22 protein-coding genes are annotated in these 19,726 nt (G+C 30.3%); 20 read left to right on the forward strand and 2 right to left on the reverse strand.

Annotated features, from left to right (window positions below):
• Nucleotides 1–203: 203 nt before the first annotated feature.
• From B5X81_RS09830 to B5X81_RS09840, 3 genes are all read left to right on the forward strand, one after another.
• Complete coding sequence (locus B5X81_RS09830) at nt 204–500, forward strand: hypothetical protein (RefSeq protein WP_079491344.1); 297 nt, start codon at nt 204–206, stop codon at nt 498–500.
• A gap of 312 nt (nt 501–812) precedes the next feature.
• Complete coding sequence (locus B5X81_RS09835) at nt 813–992, forward strand: ribbon-helix-helix domain-containing protein (protein WP_079491346.1); 180 nt, start codon at nt 813–815, stop codon at nt 990–992.
• Nucleotides 993–1,112: 120 nt separating this feature from the next.
• Complete coding sequence (locus B5X81_RS09840) at nt 1,113–1,400, forward strand: hypothetical protein (protein ID WP_079491347.1); 288 nt, start codon at nt 1,113–1,115, stop codon at nt 1,398–1,400.
• A 59-nt stretch (nt 1,401–1,459) separates the two neighbouring features.
• Here B5X81_RS09840 and B5X81_RS09845 read toward each other — a convergent pair whose 3' ends face one another.
• Nucleotides 1,460–2,815 carry a Na+/H+ antiporter NhaC family protein gene (locus B5X81_RS09845; protein ID WP_079491349.1) on the reverse strand — a complete coding sequence of 452 codons (1,356 nt, stop codon included), beginning with the start codon at nt 2,813–2,815 and terminating at the stop codon, nt 1,460–1,462.
• A gap of 296 nt (nt 2,816–3,111) precedes the next feature.
• Here B5X81_RS09845 and B5X81_RS09850 point away from each other — a divergent pair, with 296 nt between their 5' ends.
• The 12 genes from B5X81_RS09850 (at nt 3,112) to B5X81_RS09905 (ending at nt 13,963) form a co-directional block, all read left to right on the forward strand.
• Nucleotides 3,112–3,927, forward strand: coding sequence for a carbon-nitrogen hydrolase family protein (locus B5X81_RS09850; protein ID WP_079491350.1), 816 nt, complete (start codon nt 3,112–3,114; stop codon nt 3,925–3,927).
• Entirely contained in the window at nt 3,920–4,627 is a 708-nt protein-coding gene (locus tag B5X81_RS09855; protein ID WP_208985029.1) for a SanA/YdcF family protein, read from the forward strand. Before B5X81_RS09850 ends, B5X81_RS09855 begins: the two co-directional genes overlap by 8 nt.
• A gap of 242 nt (nt 4,628–4,869) precedes the next feature.
• Nucleotides 4,870–5,877: a TRAP transporter substrate-binding protein gene (locus tag B5X81_RS09860; RefSeq protein WP_170917354.1), complete on the forward strand. Its 1,008-nt coding sequence runs from the start codon at nt 4,870–4,872 to the stop codon at nt 5,875–5,877.
• Nucleotides 5,878–6,040: 163 nt separating this feature from the next.
• Nucleotides 6,041–6,550: a TRAP transporter small permease gene (locus tag B5X81_RS09865; protein WP_079491353.1), complete on the forward strand. Its 510-nt coding sequence runs from the start codon at nt 6,041–6,043 to the stop codon at nt 6,548–6,550.
• Between the two features lie 3 nt (nt 6,551–6,553).
• The gene (locus B5X81_RS09870; protein ID WP_079491355.1) at nt 6,554–7,837 is read left to right on the forward strand and encodes a TRAP transporter large permease; all 1,284 of its coding nucleotides are present in this window, start codon (nt 6,554–6,556) and stop codon (nt 7,835–7,837) included.
• 237 nt (nt 7,838–8,074) lie between these two features.
• A complete protein-coding gene (locus tag B5X81_RS09875; RefSeq protein ID WP_079491357.1) occupies nt 8,075–8,791 on the forward strand; it encodes a FadR/GntR family transcriptional regulator in 717 nt (238 codons plus the stop codon).
• Nucleotides 8,792–8,838: 47 nt separating this feature from the next.
• Nucleotides 8,839–10,083 (forward strand): enolase C-terminal domain-like protein, encoded by a 1,245-nt coding sequence (locus B5X81_RS09880; RefSeq protein ID WP_079491359.1) that lies wholly within the window; start codon nt 8,839–8,841, stop codon nt 10,081–10,083.
• 605 nt (nt 10,084–10,688) lie between these two features.
• Nucleotides 10,689–11,402 (forward strand): AzlC family ABC transporter permease, encoded by a 714-nt coding sequence (locus tag B5X81_RS09885; protein WP_079491361.1) that lies wholly within the window; start codon nt 10,689–10,691, stop codon nt 11,400–11,402.
• Entirely contained in the window at nt 11,395–11,715 is a 321-nt protein-coding gene (locus tag B5X81_RS09890; RefSeq protein ID WP_079491363.1) for an AzlD domain-containing protein, read from the forward strand. The genes B5X81_RS09885 and B5X81_RS09890 overlap by 8 nt, the downstream gene beginning before the upstream one ends.
• 116 nt (nt 11,716–11,831) lie before the next feature.
• Nucleotides 11,832–12,665, forward strand: coding sequence for a TrmB family transcriptional regulator (locus B5X81_RS09895; RefSeq protein WP_079491365.1), 834 nt, complete (start codon nt 11,832–11,834; stop codon nt 12,663–12,665).
• An 18-nt stretch (nt 12,666–12,683) separates the two neighbouring features.
• Nucleotides 12,684–13,400: an alanyl-tRNA editing protein gene (locus B5X81_RS09900; RefSeq protein ID WP_079491367.1), complete on the forward strand. Its 717-nt coding sequence runs from the start codon at nt 12,684–12,686 to the stop codon at nt 13,398–13,400.
• Between the two features lie 80 nt (nt 13,401–13,480).
• Entirely contained in the window at nt 13,481–13,963 is a 483-nt protein-coding gene (locus B5X81_RS09905) for a hypothetical protein (RefSeq protein WP_079491369.1), read from the forward strand.
• A gap of 441 nt (nt 13,964–14,404) precedes the next feature.
• Here the strand turns inward: B5X81_RS09905 and B5X81_RS09915 are convergent, their stop codons facing one another.
• The gene (locus tag B5X81_RS09915; RefSeq protein ID WP_208985030.1) at nt 14,405–15,316 is read right to left on the reverse strand and encodes an ATP-grasp domain-containing protein; all 912 of its coding nucleotides are present in this window, start codon (nt 15,314–15,316) and stop codon (nt 14,405–14,407) included.
• Nucleotides 15,317–15,598: 282 nt separating this feature from the next.
• Here B5X81_RS09915 and B5X81_RS28725 point away from each other — a divergent pair, with 282 nt between their 5' ends.
• The 5 genes from B5X81_RS28725 (at nt 15,599) to B5X81_RS09935 (ending at nt 19,657) form a co-directional block, all read left to right on the forward strand.
• A complete protein-coding gene (locus B5X81_RS28725) occupies nt 15,599–15,739 on the forward strand; it encodes a histidine phosphatase family protein (RefSeq protein ID WP_139380292.1) in 141 nt (46 codons plus the stop codon).
• 580 nt (nt 15,740–16,319) lie between these two features.
• Nucleotides 16,320–16,658, forward strand: coding sequence for a hypothetical protein (locus B5X81_RS09920; RefSeq protein ID WP_079491373.1), 339 nt, complete (start codon nt 16,320–16,322; stop codon nt 16,656–16,658).
• Between the two features lie 636 nt (nt 16,659–17,294).
• Nucleotides 17,295–17,900, forward strand: a complete 606-nt coding sequence (locus tag B5X81_RS09925) for a TetR/AcrR family transcriptional regulator (RefSeq protein WP_079491375.1) — start codon at nt 17,295–17,297, stop codon at nt 17,898–17,900.
• Nucleotides 17,901–17,905: 5 nt separating this feature from the next.
• Nucleotides 17,906–18,760, forward strand: a complete 855-nt coding sequence (locus B5X81_RS09930; RefSeq protein WP_079491377.1) for a GNAT family N-acetyltransferase — start codon at nt 17,906–17,908, stop codon at nt 18,758–18,760.
• A gap of 285 nt (nt 18,761–19,045) precedes the next feature.
• Complete coding sequence (locus B5X81_RS09935; RefSeq protein ID WP_244282049.1) at nt 19,046–19,657, forward strand: flavodoxin family protein; 612 nt, start codon at nt 19,046–19,048, stop codon at nt 19,655–19,657.
• The last annotated feature ends 69 nt before the right edge of the window (nt 19,658–19,726 follow it).

The following is a 19,726-nucleotide window of genomic DNA, read 5'->3' on the forward strand; positions in this document are numbered from 1 at the left end:
AAACCGTATCTAAGGTAATACTATTAAGTAAAATACTACTAAAATATGATATAATTACAAAAACAATACTTTATATATAGGAATATTGAAGCTTAATTTATTGTATGACCAACAGTGTATTCCTCAGAGAGGAGTCCAAAGATATGTACATTGCATCATAATTTAATTAGAAATAAAAATAATATTTTGAAAGGAGTACTTGAGTGGATAAAAAAAGCTATTTAATATTAGCTGCTTCAATTTTGTTAGGATTTATAATGCTAGGAATTATTTTAAAACTACCAATAGAGAATTTAAGTGACAATGTATCTTACTTAGGCAATAAAGGTTATATAGAGAACTTATCTGAATTATACAGATATCAAATGATTTCAGTTAATGATACTAATATTATAATATTTGATAGAAAGACGGGTGAATATTGGAGGAAGTTTGTACCTCCAAATGAAGGACCAACAGAATGGACAAGAGAAAAAATCCCTGATTATAATGAAAAATGATATATGTATTAAGGTTTAACTTATTGTCTATTTAAAAAAATCCAGTAGAAAGTAATCAATATACTATCTACTGGATTTATTATATTATTTTATATTTCCTATAGAGATATCTTATATCTAGCTTAAATAGGAAAGGGGTAATCCTTCTATCTTGGTGTTTATATATGTTTAGGAATGGATTTTAAAATCAAGGTATGATGAAATATAAGTATAAGTTAAGTATATACAAAATTTCTTAAAAATTCCTTTATTGTTGACTTTTGTATCTCCATAAGTTATAATTGTTTTGGAGATACAAAAAGAGGTGAATATTTGTCACAGAAAAAAATAGGTCGTCCTACAGATAATCCAAAGAATATTTCAGTACGAATTAGGATGGATAAAACTACAGTTAAAAAACTTGATAAATGCTGTGAAGTTGAAAAATTAAATCGTTCGGAAATGATTCGTAAAAGTATTCATAAGTTCTATGATGGCCTACAGGATAAATAAAAGAAGTGGTGAACGCCGCACAAGCAATTCTACCACTTCTTATCCACCACTATCAAAGACAGCGGTAAATATATTATACCTTGTTTGCGATAGTAATTCAAGAATGGGAGGTATATGTGTATGGAAGATTTTAGATGGCATTTTGATAATTTTATTTCAGAAATGCTGAATACGGCATTTAGGTATTTCAGGGATACAAATAGGGAATACAAAGAAATAAAGTGCTATTTAGATAGCCACAGCAATAGGTTTGACGAAATATTAAATTCTCTAAATGAAGGGGATAGAAAATTTGCCAGAGAATACATAGATAAGACATCTTATAAAGCATCATGTTGTGATGAAAGTTTATATATAGAAGGATATAAGGATTGTGTTAAATTGTTAAAGGAGATTGGTGTGATATAAATATATATAAAACCGATAGGGTGAACTATGACCACTTTATCGGTTTTATAAATAAAATATCAATATTTAGAATTACAACTAGTTATTGAAAATTTCCTATGACTTATTTCCAAAATCTTGAAGGATAAGATATTGATTATTGGAATAAGGTATAGATAAAAGGCATAGGGAATAAAGCCAAAACTGCTTACATTCATGGTAGTAGTAGGTACAAAGGCTGCCATATTCCATGGAATGAGAGCTGATAGAACTATTCCTGTGTTTTCTAGGTCTATAGCCAGCTTATATTTATCAACATTTTTTTCTTTGTAAGTATGGGTCATAAGCTGATTGGTTAAAACCGTTGCAATAGATTGATTGCATCCAAAAGCACCGGTTAAAATACTTACGACGGTTGTATATGAAAAAAGGTCACCACGGGTTTTTGCTTTTAATAAAATATTTTCTACACTTTTTAGCATATTTGTTCCATCAAATATTCCAGCTAAGGAACAAGATACAAATACAACAAGGGAGGCTTTCCACATAGAAACAATTCCTCCACCTTTAATTATAGTATAAAGAGGATTAGATGTATCTAGCTTAAATCCCAGGATTATATATTTTAATATCTCTGTTAAATTGTATTCTTGGATGGATACACTGATAATAGATGCCACTAAAATACTAAAAAACATGGATATTTTAACATTGATTTTAAATATGGAGAAAATTATGATTATGATTGATGGTAATAAAACAACCCAGTTTATATCAAAATTATTTATTATTTCACTATCAATGCTACTGCCAAGAAAATTCAATGGCTGTTTAAAAGAAATCATTGTATAAAGGACTATTGATATAATGAAAGGTATTGCTGATGTTTTAAACATATTTCTTATATTTGTATAAAGATTTGTTTCCGTTAAATTGGCAACTAAATTTGCACTAGAGGACATTGGAGAAGATCTATCACCAAAATAAGCCCCTGCAATTATTGCTCCTGCAGCTATATTTATATTAATATTACCACTTTTAGCTAATACAATTAATGCTATACCTACAGTACTAGCTGTCCCTAGGGACGTACCAAGGAGGAAGGATACAAGGCAGCTTATCAAAAATGTATAAAGGATGAAAAAATTAGGATTCATAAACTTAACTCCATAGTAGACTATTCCTGGAACAGTTCCTGCTGCCATCCATATAGCTGTAATAGCTCCTATCAATATGAATATTTTTAAAACAACAAATGCTTTTTTCCCTCCAGTATATGACATAATAAGGATATCTTTTAAAGAAAATCCTCTTTTCCATGAAATATAGGCAAAAATAAAAAAGCCTATTGACAAGGGTATACCTACAAAAATTCCTTTTAAAATAGAAAAAACTAATATACAAAATGTAAGTACCATGGCTATAATTACATCCATATTAACACTCCTCATAAAAAAATAACTTTTATGTAAAAATAGGAAAAAGTTTTAATATATTGATTCTAATTTAGTATATTTTCCCCAGATTAAAATGATATAATATTATATCATATAAATACTATAATCCTTCGGTATATATAAAACAATTATTTGAGAAACTTGCATAATTAGCATTACTAATTTCAAAACACAATATGTAGATAATTTGCTTAGCTATCCCTACTACATTTTGTATTTTAAAATTCTTCAAATGTATTATGTAATTTCCTCATTTATATAAAGGAGCTAAATATATGAAAATTGGAGTTTTTCAGTTCAAAGGTAGTGATGATATTTCCCAAAATCATGATGTAATAACAAGAACTATCATAAATGCATCTAAGAAAAAAGTAAGACTTCTTGTTTTTCAAGAATGTGCTACATGTGGCTATCCACCGGTTGAAACATCTATTGTTGATGCAATTAATTTTAAAAAATTAAATACATATTTTCAGGAGATTAGAAAGCTTGCTCAAAATCATAATATGTATATCGCTTTAGGAACCATTAGAGTGGAAAACTCAAAATATTATAACTCAATTCAGCTAATTGATGCAAATGGAAAAATTATTGGAGCATATGATAAACGTGGATTATGGGGATGGGATTTAGACAATTTTACAAAGGGTGAATCTTTAGGCATATATAAAATTGATGATATTGAAGTGGGATTTAGAATTTGTTTTGAAGTACGATTTCCGGAATATTTTAGAGAATTGTTTAAATCAAATGTAAAGCTATGCTTTGTTAGCTTTTGCGATGTTTCAAAACAGCAGTCGATGGAAAGATATAATATTATTAAGTCCCATCTTGTGACAAGGGCAGTTGAAAATGTTATGACTGTAGTATCCGTTAATAGTATATCAGATTACCAAACAGCTCCAACAGCAGTTTTTGATTTAAATGGCTATGTTCTCAAAGAAGCTCCCATAAATCAGGAATACCTTCTTGTATATGACTATAGTGTTCCTAAAATAGGATTTGGCCAGAAAGGTAGAATCCGAAATTCACGGGAATTGATTTATAAAGATAATCAACATTATAATTATGATAGGAGTTACTATGAATAATAAAAGGATGAAAGTTAAAAAAAAGAAGCTATTAGTAAGATTGTTTGCCTTAGTGCTAGTTATTATATTAGCATTGATATCTATATTAATTATAAATTTTTATGTTAAAATGTCAGTCAAATCTAAAATCATAACCGTAGATGAGGCGACTTCATTAGATGTCGATTGTATCCTTATTCTTGGAGCAGGTGTTTGGGGAAATGAAAGACCTAGTCATATGCTTGAGGATAGACTTTTACAGGGAATTGAATTGTATAATAATGGAGCCTCTGATAGATTATTGATGAGTGGAGATCATGGTAGGAAAGAATATGATGAAGTGAATGTAATGAAGGAGTTTGCAATTAAAAATGGTATTCCTTCAAAGCATATCTTTATGGATCATGCAGGTTTTTCTACATATGAAAGCTTATATCGTGGAAGGGATGTTTTTGGGGCACAAAATATCATTATTGTAACACAGCGATATCATTTGTACCGTGCTTTGTATATTGCTGAAAAATTAGGAATCAAGGCATATGGAGTTTCTTCTGATCCGAGACAATATGCTGGACAGGATGTTAGAGAATTGAGAGAAACACTAGCAAGGGTAAAGGATTTTTTTAATGTAATTATTAAGCCTAAACCTACTTATCTAGGTGAGGAGATACCAGTAAGCGGAAATGGTGATTTGACCAATGATCTAAATCGTTCTAGATGAATGCAAGAATTTTAATAATAATTAGTTTAGTAAAACGTCTCCATCTTTAACAGGTGGAGGCGTTTTAACGTTTATATAATAAATATAATAGTTTAAGTTAAAAAATTAGTAGAAAACGTTTGACGAAGTTTTGCAATGATGGTATACTTACTAAGTAACTTATCATACAAGTTAAAGAAAAAATTGGGTTTTCTTTGATAATGGTATGATGTGTTACATGAATTTGAGAGGAGATGATACAAATGAACAGAAGGAAAATTGTTAGTTTATTATTGGCTTCAGTAGTTGTGCTATCTGTAATTTTAACTGGATGCCAAGGATCAGGAGATACCAATAGTGAGAAAGTGGTAAAATTACAATTATCTCATCAAGTGTCTCCAAAACATTCAATTAATGAAACTGCTATGAAATTTGCAGAATTAGTAAAAGAAAAATCTGAAGGTACTATGGAAATAGAAATTTTTCCATCAGGCTCATTGGGAACAGAGCGTGAAAATCTAGAAGCCTTGGGAAATGGTAGTCTAGATATGGCTGTTATAGCTGTTGAATTTTATCCTGCCCTTGTAGAAGAAGCTGGTGTTTTTGTTTTGCCTTATATGTATGATAATTATGAACATCAAACAGCTGTACTTAAAGGAGAAGCTGGAAAAATGCTATCTGATATGATTTTAGATAAAACGGGAGCAAGAGTATTGAGTTACTATCCTTTAGCATTTCGTCAAGTAGTTACAACAGATAAGCCTATACATACTGTAGAAGATATTAAAGGACTAAAAATTAGAGTTCCTGAATCTCCAACCTATGTAAATACATTTACATTACTTGGAGCTGCTCCAACACCAGTAGCTTGGGGGGAAACATATACAGCCTTAGAAACAAATGTAGTGTCAGGGATGGAAAACACGCCGGAAAGTATGTATTCAGCATCCATGCATGAAGTTGTAAAATATATTAATATTACAGATCATATTTCTGCTCCGACAACATTTTCAATTTCTGACCAAGTTTTTGAGGATTTAACTGAAGAACAAAAAACAATTATTAGTGAAGCAGCACAAGAAGCCACTGATTTTGGTTTAGAGCTTACTATTGCTAATGACACAAAGTTCCGTGAAGAATTAGCTAAAAACATAGAAGTTATTGAAACAGACAAAGAATCTATGAGAAATGCGATTAATTATGATGCTTTTAATGTTATGAAGCTTGAAAGTGCAAAAAAATTAAAAGAATTAATTGATGCTGCAAGATAAAAAAGTGTAGTTTGTTAGTTTTATTAATACATTCTATATTTGTTAAAAACATGCTTGAGTAAAATCGCTATAAATCAATTTATTATACTCAAAGTATTGTTTTTAACAAATTAAATGATTAGTGTAAAGTATTATCATAAAGGATAAAGAGGAAGGTACATCTATGGAAAGATATGCAAGAAAAATGATTAGTTTTATTAATGGTATTAGAAAAATTTTAAATGGATTAATAATATTACTTTTTTTGTCTATGACAATTGTAGTTATAATTAATGTATTTGCTAGATTTGTATTGAACTCTCCAATACCTTGGGCTGGAGAAATGTCTCGCTATTCCTTTATAGGAGTTATATATTTAGGTGCAGTATTGGCAGTAAAAGACCAATCACATATAGGATTAGACATTTTTATTGACTATTTTCCTCCTAAAATTAGGAAGTTTATTGATACAGGCTCAAAAATTCTTATTTTGATTTTTCTTATAGTATTTACTTATAAGGGAATTGAAATGGTTCTAAATAATCTAAATACAAAATCTGCAGCCATGTTGATACCAATGGCAATTCCATATGCAGCATTACCTATTGGTGGAATGGGAATGATTTTTGAGCTTGTTGCTCAACTTTTAAAGATTGAAAATGTGAGTGAAAATGAAAGAATGGAGGGGAAATAGAAGATGGTTATGATTGTAGTAATTGTTACATTTTTTGCTCTGTTAGTATCGGGAGTGGCTGTAAGTTTTACTCTAGGGTTGTCGTCTTTGCTATATCTTGTACTAACAGATACCAATTTAATTGTAATTACTCAGCGTATGTTCGCAGGTTCAGATTCATTTACTCTCATGGCAATCCCCTTATTCATTTTTGCAGGAGAAATTATGAATGAGTGTGGAGTAACAAAAAGAATTATTAATTTCTCACAGTCTTTACTTGGTTTTATAGCAGGAGGCTTAGCCAATGTAAATATTTTTGCAAGTATGATTATGGCTGGTATTTCAGGTTCCACTACAGCCGATGTTGCATCTATAGGTAATATGCTAATTCATTCTATGGAAAAATCCGGGTACAATAGAGCATATGCAACAGCTATTACGGCAGCAAGTGGTACGATTGGTTCAATAATACCACCTAGTATTTTAATGATTCTTTATGGTTCTATTACTGGTATTTCCATAGGTAAACTCTTTTTAGCTGGTGTTATACCAGGAATTTTAACCGGTGTAGCACAAATGATTTATGCTGTATATAAAGCTAAAAAAAATCCTAATCTTTATGATGGGAATTCAGTTATCTTTAATTGGAAAGATTTAAGAAAAAACTTTTTAGATGCTATTCCTGCACTTATTATGCCGTTAATTATTATTGGAGGTATTTTATCAGGGGTTTTTACGGCTACAGAGGCGGGTGCTATTGCATCTTTATATGGTTTGATTATAGGGATTTTTGTGTATAAAGAATTTAAGGGGAATAGGATTTTGAGTACCCTTCTTAATAGTGCAAAGACAACGGGGATGTCTATGTTGATTGTTGCAGCTGCTATGACGTTTTCATGGATTTTAGCAAAGGAAGGTTTTCCAAGAGAGGTTGCTAATATGATTAATGGGGTTTCTCAAGAACCATCTATTGTATTGCTTGCAATGATTTTAGTTATGATGATTATTGGCTGCTTTATGGATACTACGGCGGCAGCAATAATTATGGTTCCGATATTTGCACCAATAGCTCAGCAGATAGGATTAGATCCAATTCATTTTGCAATGATTATGGTATTAACTTTTATATTGGGAGGTATTACACCGCCGGTTGGCATTACCCTTTATGTAGCATCGGCAGTGGGAAATGTAAAAATAAAGCCGTTGCTAAAGGAAATGCTTCCTTTAATATTGATATCTCTTATTATCTTAATGATGGTAGCCTATATACCTCAAATAACAATGTTTTTACCAAATTTATTAAACTAATGAAATTATTTAAAGTATGTATTCAAAACTGATGGATGATATTTGTTTGTATAATATGATTTGCAAATTATATATAATTGGTAAATTGTTGAAGATGCCTGCCCTTTGTGATATAATGTACTAAGGCAAAATCTTGTATGACGAGTTACAAGTATAATTAATTAGTATAAATTACATATATCAAATAATTGGTTCAAAGAAGGATAATTTCTTTGAACCAGAAGAAAGGGAAGTCATATGATAACTAAGCGCAGTATTACGCAACAGGTAGTAGATTATTTTATTGAACAAATTGAAGAGGGAAGTTGGAAAGTTGGAGAGAAAATTGCATCTGAAAATGTATTGACAAAGGAGCTTGGGGTTAGTAGAACAAGTTTAAGAGCTGCCATACAGCAATTTGTGGGTGTTGGGATGATGGAAAGTATTCATGGAAAAGGTACTTTTTTACGTTCTAATGACTTAACTAAGCTGAAAATAGGAGCCAAAAAAGTTAAAAAATATGACTATTTAGATATGAATTCATTACTTGAGTTTCGATTGATACTAGAAACCGATAGCTGTTATTATGCGACTCAAAGAGCAACAGATGAAAATATTGAAAAGTTGCATTCATATCTTCAACAGATGAAAAAGTCTGTTGGAAACCCAAAGGAATTTGTTCGATATGATATGTTATTTCATATGGAAATTGTACATGCAACGGGCAATCCACTTTTAGAGAACGCTTTAAAAGATGTGTTTGCCCAAAAGGAAAATAATTTTAAAGATTTTAATGAAGCATTTGGCTATAAGGATGGAATTTATTATCACACACTTTTACTAAAAGCCATTGAGGCAAAAGATGCTTCTTTAGCCAAGCGAATTATGAGAGCACATTTACAAAAAGCCATTGATGATATTTACTATGAAAATAACGTAGATAAAGAGGAACAAGAGATTCTTTCTAAACTCTAAGATCAAACTCCTTTTCCAGCTTGACAGAATAAGTAAGGAGATAAGCTATGACAATAAAAATTAGAGATGTGAAAGTCATTCTTACTGCCCCAGAAGGGATAAATCTAGTTGTGGTAAAAGTAGAGACAACTGAACCTGGACTATACGGGCTAGGATGCGCTACTTTTGCTTATAGACATTTGGCAGTGAAATGCTTAATAGATGAATATATTAAACCACTAGTGGTGGGGCAGGATGTATCGAAAATTGAACAGATATGGCACTTGATGCACCACAATGGTTACTGGCGCAACGGTCCAATTGAAAATAATGCAATTTCTGGTATCGATATGGCTCTATGGGATATAAAAGGAAAGTTGGCAAATATGCCTGTATATGATCTTTTGGGAGGTAAATGTCGAGAAGGTGTTCCTATTTATCGTCATGTCGACGGTAGAGATGTTAATGAAATATGTGATAATATTTTAAAGTACAAAGAACAAGGTATTACAACTGTTCGGTGCCAATGTGGAGGATATGGTGGTACTTATGGAAATGCACCAAGTACAGCACCAATTGGATCGCCTAAGGGTGTTTATTTGGACTCTAATAAATATATGAGGGATACGGTGGAATTGTTTGAAGAAATTCGTAATAGAGTTGGTTATGATATAGGTTTATGTCATGATGTTCATGAGCGAATTCAACCAGTAGAAGCAATTCAATTTGCTCAGGAATTAGAACCCTTTAAACTTTTTTTCTTAGAAGATGCCATTCCATTGAATCAAGGGGAGTGGCTTAGGCAACTAAGAGCAAAAACATCTATTCCTTTAGCACAAGGAGAATTATTCAATAATCCATATGAATGGAGATTTTTGATTACGGAACAGTTAATTGATTTTATTAGAGTTCACATTAGTCAGATAGGAGGCATTACACCTGCCCATAAGTTGCAGATATTTGCAGAACAATTTGGAGTAAAGACAGCCTGGCATGGACCTGGAGATATGTCGCCAGTGGCACATGCTGCCAATATCCATATTGATTTGGCTGCTCATAATCTTGGCATTCAAGAATGGTCTGGTACAGAGCCACCTAATTTTGTTATACAGGACCTTAAGGGGCCAAGGGAAGCCCTTATTGATGTATTTCCAGGATTACCAGAATATAAGGATGGATATGTGTATGCTAATGATAAACCAGGACTTGGTGTTGAGATTAACGAAAAGGAAGCAGAAAAATATCCTTGTGAAAATGTTGTTACAACATGGACACAGACGCGGTTGCGTGATGGGACATTACAAACTCCATGATTATGAATAAATGAAAAGTCATATTTTAGTATTTTTCATTAAACTATAAAACCTTATTATTAAGTTATCATAAAAAAGGAACAGCCTATATTAGTGATAAAATCCTGATAAGTTATACAAATTGAAAGCAAGTAGTAGAGATTTAACTTAGAAAAGCAACTATATGATGAGCTGTCTCAAAAGCGAGACAGCTTTTTTCATATTTTTGAGATAGATGAGGTCTATAATTATGTGATTTTAAGAAAATATAAATATGAAGAAAACTATACTTATATAGCAGAAAAAATCTAGATAATTAGATAAAATATGTCTAATAAATATACAAGAAGTGATTACCAGCTAAACAAAAATATAATTATTATAACAGTATAAATTTTAATATGCTGTTTTTTTGTATAGAAATAGGTTTATGATATTAAGCTGTAAGTTTTTAATTTAAAATGTTCTAGATTTTTTATAGGCTTTTAATATCGTACTACCAAGTAAACAATAAAATATATATTGACAATTAGGATAGTAACTACTATAATAACTACTAATATCGGTAGTTATTATAGTAGTTACTAAAAATATAAGGGGATTTACTAATATAGGGAGGTTTAATTATGGTAAAGGATTGTAAAGTTAAATATAGCTTTAAGGATGGAGTTATTGATAGTTTGCCAATAGTAATTGGTTTTATACCAATAGCAATGGCATTTGGAATATTATCCAAAACCACTGGCATTACAATGATCCATAGTGTATTATTTTCTGTTCTTGTATTTGCAGGAGCAAGTCAGTTTATAGCTTTGAATTTATTAATGGTAGGGGCAGGAATAGGAGAGATTATTCTAACTACACTGCTGGTGAATTTTAGGCATTTTTTAATGAGTGCATCTATTGCAACAAGGATGACAGATGATATGAAGAGGTGGAGTCCTTTTATTGCATTTGGTATAACAGATGAAGTTTTTTCTGTAGTATCATTTAAGAAAGGAATGTTAACTAAGGAATATATGGTTTCCCTTGAATTTATGACATATTTTGCTTGGGTATCTGGAACGGCACTAGGATATTTTGTGGGAGGAATACTATCGACTTCTGTTAAAAGTAGTATGGGCGTAGCATTGTACGCTATGTTTGCTGCTATTTTAATACCGGAGATAAAAAAATCTACTAAAGCTGCAATATTAGCAGGTCTATCAGGTATCATAAACACTTTATGCAAGTATTTTTTAACCTTACCTCAAGGTTGGAGTATTGTTGTATCAATTGTTTTAGTATCGTTTTTAGGTTTATATTTATTTAAAGAAGGAGAAGTGGCAGAATATGAATAATCAAATATTATTAATTCTAGGAATGATGTTTGTAACTTATATACCAAGATTACTTCCTTTAGTTATGGTATCGGGGAAAAAATTACCTGAGAAATTGGAAAGGTTTTTAAGCTTTATACCTTATACTGCTTTAGGAGCACTTATTATTCCAGGAGTCTTTTCTGCTATACCAGAGATGCCTTTGGTTTCATTATTAGGAATAGGATTTTCTTTTGCTTATGCTTTGTATAAGGGTGGAATAATAATACCTGTATTGGGATCAATATTAGTAACCTTTACAATGATTTTAGTAAAAAATGGATTTGTTTTTTAATTACAATTGCAAGAGGAGATAAAATGGACAGTATGGCATGGAATGCAATGTGAAATTAAAAGAAAATATTTTTAAGAAAAGTGTTATGGGAATTCTATAATCAGAGGTGAAAATACATGAGCAGTAATTTATTGATTATTGAAGATATGAAAAAATTAGGACTAAATGAATATGAAGTGAAAGCATATTTAAAGCTCCTAGAAGAGTATCCTGTGAATGGCTATGTTTTAAGTAAAAATTCAGGCATCCCAAGGTCAAGAATCTATGAGGTGCTAGATAACTTGAAGAAAAAGCAGATAGTATTTGAACAAATTGAAGATAATACTACCATTTATTATCCTTTAGATCCTGAATTGTTGATTAGCAAAATAAAAAATAATTTTGATAATATATTGAGTCATGTGGAGGAGTATACTAAGAAAGTTTATTCAAAACAAGAAAAAGAAAATGATTTGATTGTTATTAAGGGAAGAAATAATATTATAGATTTTATAAATACTTTAATTAGTGAGGCAAAAAAAAGAATAGCAGTTTCTATATGGGAAGAGGAGATAAATGATATTTCTAAGGGATTAAATGAAGCGATAAATAGAGGGATTATGTTAAGGGGGATATACTTTGGAAAAAATAATCCCTTTAAGGAAATAATTACCCACAGAAGGATAGAAAGGTATTTATCAGAAAAAAGTGAAAGATATATGCTGATTATAATTGATGGTATTCATGTTGTGTCGGGAGTCATATCAAGGGGAGAAGAAAGTCAAGTAACATGGACAAAGGATAAAGGCTTTGTAGAGATAAGCGAGGATTATATTGCCCATGATTTAATGGTAAATCTTTATTCTGAAAAACTGAAAGAGGATGAAAGGAAAGAGTTTGAAAGTTATCTAGATAATATTAGAAAAGAATATTTTGGATTTAGTGAAGAAGAATTCCATAAATTTAAATAATATAAAGGAGGAATTATAATGAGTGAACTAATTTTTCAAAGTGACAGCTATTTAAAGGAGTTTGACTGTGCTATTGTTGAAATTGATGCTGAGGAAAATGCAGTAGTTCTGGATAGAACAGCATTTTATCCCGGTGGAGGAGGACAGCCCTGTGACAAAGGCGATCTTGTAGTAGAAGACGAAATATATCCAGTTAAAAAAGTAAAGAAAAAAGGAGCAAAAATCTATCATTATATTGATGGACCATTGCCTAAAGTAAATAAAAGCTCTAAAGGTAAGATTGACTGGGAACATAGGTATAAGCTCATGAGAACCCATACTGCTATGCATATTTTATGTGGAGTTGTATGGAGAGATTACAAAGCCCAGGTAACAGGAGGGAATATGGAACCCCTTAAAGGAAGAATGGATTTTGAATTTGAGAATTTTGATAAGAATTTAATTCAAGATATAGAAGAAAAGGTAAATAAAGAAGTAGAAAGTAAAAGAAATATAAAAGTGAAAATACTTAAAAGGGAAGAGGCATTTCAAATACCAGATTTAATAAGAACTAAAATAAATCTTTTGCCAGAAGGAATTAAGGAAGTTAGAACAGTTGAAATAGAAGGATTGGACCTTCAAGCCGATGGAGGAACCCATGTTAAAAATACCAATGAGGTTGGAAGGATAAAGATTGTAGATTATAAAAGCAAAGGAAAGAATAATAAAAGAATATATGTTGAATTAGAAGATTAGAAAATAATATCCTAATATGTTATAATATAACAAAATGTTCTATGATGATCTTAATTGACTTATAGTCGAGGGGGAAATAGATGCTAAATAAGTATGTAAAATATATATTTATAGTACTAATTATAATTTTGCTAATTACTTATTATTATCCATTTCCTATTAGTAAAATCATAGCATCTTATACAGGAATTTTTACTCCAGAGACAGTAGATTTAAAGGTGAATTTTTCTTCTTTTTTAAGTAAAGATTTTAAAATGGATGATACTAATCTAGTAAATGAATTATATTCATATATAGAGAATTTAAAAGTACGAAGAGTTATGATACCTCCAAATTCTTACTACATACAAACTCCGGGATGGTATTTGATAAGGATACAGTCAAAGGAAGGAAAATATTTGATAATAGTTATATACAATAGTGATTATATAAGTATAAACGGGAAAACTTATAAATTGACTGATAAAATGGATTTGAAAAAGATATACAAATTAATACTGCTGGATCAAGATAAAGAGGATATAGATGAATATTATTTTAATATAATTGAAGAATTTAAGTAAAGACAATAAATGAATAAGAAAGTCAATATGTATGTTTTTAGGCGAGAAAAATGAAAAGAAAACAAAGACTTTTTATAGCCAGCTTAATAATATGCTTTTGGATGATATTTATTCAAAGTTATACAGCAGAAACTCCAACTAGGCATTCATTAGGATTTCCCGTTAAATTTATAAGTTATATCGGAAAAAATCCTCCTCAAAATAGTATAGAATTATTTTTTCTAAGGAATATAAAACATATAAGCTTTGCTTTTGGGAACTACATAATATCTACAATAATTATATATTTAGCACTAAAATTATTATTATTTATTATATACAAAATAGGCATAATAAAAAGAGCTAATTACTAACTCAAGTTATGAGTTTGATAATTGGCTCTTTTTATATATAAATAATCTTAATGAATTTCAAATTTTTATGGCAAAAAATTTTTAAAACCTAAATAAAGTTATGTCTAATTTTAATGTAATTAAATATTTCTAAGGGAATATTCATACCAGTTGCCGATTCGAAGCCTTGAAAGCCGGGAGCTGAATTGGCTTCACATATTTTGAAATGCTCGTTATCAAATAATAGGTCTATTCCAGCAATATCTAGGCCAAGCACTTTAGCACTTTCAGTTGCTAGCCATTCGATTTCAGGATTAAGCTCATAGGATTTTACCTTACCCCCTTGAGAAAAATTGGCTTTAAAATTTTGGTCGGCTGAGCTTCTTTCTATACAACCAATTGCTCTACCTCCTACAACAAATACTCTCAAATCTCTACCAGAGCTATTTTTGATGAATTCCTGCAGGATTATGTTCATATTAGTATTTGTACTATTTATCAATTGCATTAAATCCTTAAAACTATTTCTGTTCTCTGATAAAAACACTCCACTTCCCTGAGAACCGTGAATTGTTTTAACTACTACAGGAAACCCCAGATTTTCTTCTACCAAATCTATGTTTACAGGAAATTTTACTAACATAGTTTTAGGTACAGGAAAATTATTAGTAGCAAGTATTTGTTGTGAATATAGCTTATCCTTAACTATATCTATACTGTTGGGAGTATTGACTATATATACTCCTAGCTTTTCTAAATGTCTTAAGACCGCTAGTGAAAAGTAAGTGGTATGTGAACCCATTCTTGGCAATACAAAATGTGGCAATTCTATAGGTTTACTATCAAAAAATATTGATTTTTTACCGTCCTTTGTTACAATTAAATCTAATTGCTCTGGATATATAATTTTTAAATCAATGTTGTTTTTCAATGCTTCTTCCAAAAACCTTTTGTTTTCATAGCTATCTTGCTTAACCCTAGCTTTAAACTGTCTGTATAAAATCCAGCCCCTTATTAACATGTAAAAACCTCCTCTTGAATATAATTTGATGATAAAATTAACAGTTAAAACTTTATTTTAGATTTAATTGATTGTTGAGAAATATAAGTATATAAATTATAATTTAATTTTTATAATATTTCTATACCTAATTTTAAATATTTTAGTAATATTTAAAATACAACTCCATCAAGACAAGGAGTAATTATTACATGCTTATGTACAAGGGAAAGTGATGAGATTGTTCTATCAGAGGAGCGTACTGAATACAGTTGAGCAACAAAGGAAGAGTTAAAAGGTTTTTTGCATAAAGGAATTCACAAAATTTATTCAAGTACTTTTAGAAGAGAATCAGATACAATTAAGGATTTTGCTTACAGATTTAAGCTTGAGATTGAAAAGGTTGAGGATTTAAGAGAAAAAAAGTTGCTGATATTTGGATAGAAGATTTTAATTATAAACTGAATAACAGTGAAAATTTAAATGAAGTACAAACTAGAAATATTAATGAAATCTATAGGATTCTAGAAAGCGATCCTTAGAAAAATATTAAATGGATGTTCGACATATGCAAATTCAATCTTAGAAGGTCTAATTTCAATAGTTTTATATGTTGAAGCATACATGTGAAATGGAAACACTTTTAGGAATAACTGACTAAATAGTCATTTCAAAACTTGGGATAGGATTAGTGTTAAATTTATATATGTTTTGGAGAATATTTAACTTGATATTAGCAATAAAGACGTCGATACTTCAACAAGAATTCATAATAGTATCCTCTGTGTCAAGCAAATTAGATATAGATTAATTATATAGATGTATATTTTTAATTTATAATACAATCAGTAAAAATAAACTATATATAAATATTATTAATAGAATATTAAATAACAATTAAGAAATAATTATTTTTTTCAAAAAATAACTATTACAACATATTTTTACAAAAAAATTAAAAAATGTATGTTATATTGTGGTTGTACGTACGAAAGATGATATTTAGTAGAGGGGAGGTGAAAGCATGTTGAAAAAAGGTTTAGTAATTAACTTGTGCTTATGTTTATTATGTGTTTGTGCCTTTCTACCAATAAATGCACAAGCAGAAGAAAATTTTGGATACTATGCTAAACTAGTTGATGGAAATGTAGAGGCATATATAGCGTCTATGCCTGAAGCTGACTTAATGATTGACATATATTATTATGATCAGGCAGATGATTATATAATTTTTAAAAATTACAAAGAAAAAAATTCTATGGATTTAGAAGTTGTAGATATTCCACCCAATGGTTCAGATCATGCACTGGTTAAATTTTATGTAAACGGTGTAAAAGTAGGACAAGAATGGGTGAATATGTAAAGTAAATTAATTAATGAATTCATTAATACATAGCAAGTGGGCTGTCTCGAAATGTGAGGCAGCCTGATTTAAATGTTAGAATAAAATTGTAGAAACGAAAAGGAAGATAGAAATGTTAGACCACAAATTAATCTAATTCAAAAAAATCACAATATAATATCCTTTTCTTGGAGATCAGTCCCAAAGCCTTTGGAGTTTAACGCTTTAGAAAAGCACAAAAAAATTTTCGATAGGGAGATAATGGGACAAAAATAAAGATGAGCCTATTCTCTCAGAAAGATGTAACTTTCTTTAAGGCCCTCGGTTTTCACTTCTGCATTAGACCTATACTTCCTAAATAAGTAGACACATCTTAAAATAAATTTAATCAATAATATTAATTTCAGGCTGAGCCCTGAAAACTAATTCAGAACCAATTGAGTGAATATCTTCATTAGAATTGCATATTATAGACATTTTTGCTAGAGGATTTAAGGTTTTTAAACAATTATTTGTACTAGAGAATAGAAGCTCAAAAACATCATATGTAAAAAGCCATAACAATTAAAGTAGAAATAGCAATATATTTCTTGTATGGAATAATATATTATGATAAAATAAAAGCACGAATGGTTTTTAAAATATTTAGGAGGTTTTATGCCCAAAATAACTCAAGAAAAGAAACGTGAAAGAAAAGAACATATTCTAAATATAGCTTTTGAATTGTTTGCTGAGAAGGGATATTCTGCAACGGGGATGCGGGATATCATGAAAGCGGCAAATGTTAGTAAGGGTGGTATTTATGTTTATTTTGAAAGCAAAGCAGCCATTCTACTATCAATTGTAGAACGCTTTGATAATAGAAGACATAATATTTTGGAGAGTATAGATACAACCTTGTCCGCTGAAGAAATATTTGATTGTTATCTGAGAGAAAGACTCGAGAGATTTAAATACGAAGAAAATCGTAAATGGTCAAGGCTTGCCCTGGAGTTTTGGTCATTGCCTGAAAGGATACCTGAATTAAGTAGAATCATGGATAGACGATTTAAGGCTTATCAGAAAGATATTGAATATATAATTAGACAAGGTATTGATAAAGGTGTCTTTAGAAAGGACTGCTTAATTGATGAAGTAGTTTACCAGATTATGAGTACAATAAATGGTGTAGGTGTCTTGTCAGGAGCTATGGGGAGGGTCATAACAGATAATCAGATTAATGAAACAATAAAAATGCATCTGAAATATTTGAAAGGGGAATAGTGGTTATGTATAGGATTATGAAATGCTCGGAGGTATCAGATTCACAAATATTTAAAGCTTTTACAGACGGGTTTTCAGATTACATGATTCAGGTAAAAATGGATGAAGCTTCATTTATTGATAGGTTCTTCGGACCAGAAGGTAATGACAGAAAATTATCTTACATTGCTTTTAGAGAAGATAAGGCTGTAGGTGTGATTCTAGGAGGCATTAAAATTGGTGAGAATTTTAAAACTCTAAGATGCGGAGGGATGGCAGTAATTCCTATGGAAAGAGGAACGGGTCTTGCAAAGAGATTGATGAAGTTACATGAAAAAGCTGCAATAGAAATTGGATGTAGACAATTATTTCTTGAAGTTATTAACGGCAATGATCGTGCAATAAAATTCTATAAAAAGATGGGATATGAAAAGGTATATGATTTAACCTATAGGACATGGGAGCTAGAAGGTAAGAATCCGCTGAAAATGGATAAAAATTCTCTTCAAAACAAAATAGAACTGTTGACTTATGATGATATTCATGCACTAAGAAAGATAGATTATTCCCATCTGCCTTGGCAGGGAGAATTTCCATATTTTAAGCTTGTACCATGTCATTTCTATGGTATAAAGGATAATGAAAAGATTGTTGCAGGTGTTGCTGCCACAAGTAACCGTGTTTTCTATTTATGGGTGCATCCCGAAAAACGAAATAAGGGTTATGCAAAAGCATTGCTGAATAAAGTCATTATAGATTTAAAACCAGATGCATTACGTATTACATATTCCAATAATTCTCAAATACATACATTTGCTAATCACTATAAAATGACTAGTGAACCAATCAGTCAATTAGAAATGTATAAGTGGTTAGAATAATTATACTGAAAAACCTCATAAAAAAGTAAGGGATAAGTTCCTTAAGAAATACTTGGTTTCTTAGGGAGCTTTTTAAATAGTAAATTGAAAATTTCAAAGTAATATGTAGTAGTTAGTTTTTGAGAAGGTAATTATGCAATTTGCTCAGTTAAGCAAGGTATAAGAATAGGGGACAATTCTATTATTTTTTATGCAGAAAAATATATAAGGTAATTTGAGTAAAATAATTCCAAAATATGATATAATATAAAATATATTTCGTATATGATAGCGGCTGATGTCTTTATGGTGACTGTGATATCTACAACCAAAGGAGTGATAGGTATAGATAAAAAATGGATAGCAATCATTGGTAGTCCAAGAAAAGGAGAGAATACAGAACGGTTAACTGATTATGTAATAGAAGGGTTAAATAATAAGAATATAGCTGTAAAAAAACACTATTTAAATAGCAAAAATATATCAATGTGTACAGCATGTGAACATTGTATAGAAACAGGAGTATGCAATATTGAAGATAGTTTAACAGAAATTATTAATGAAATGAAATCTGCTGATGGATATATATTAGCTTCACCATCATATAACTATAATGTAACAGCACAAATGAAAGTATTGCTAGATAGAATGTTTTGCTTAAATGATTATACAGATGGAATATGGAAAAGTCGACTATCTCCAAATAAAAAAGCCATTATTATAGGAGTGTGTAAAGGAAGAAGTAAAGAGTCTATGGGATATACAATAGAAGGAATGAGGAAATCTATTGATGAGCTTGGTGTAAAAGTAATTGATATAATAGAGTATTTTAATACAAAATATAAACCGGTCAAGGATGATAATAAAATAAGGAAAAAGCTGATTCTTAGAGTTAAGAATAATATGGAGCTTGAATAAAATTATGTAACAATAGATTAGAGTAGTTGTCCAGCTTAGAGATACAGCTAGTCCCAAACATTATAGGAA

The organism is Maledivibacter halophilus, from assembly GCF_900167445.1.
GTDB classification, from domain to species: Bacteria; Bacillota; Clostridia; order Peptostreptococcales; family Caminicellaceae; genus Maledivibacter; species Maledivibacter halophilus.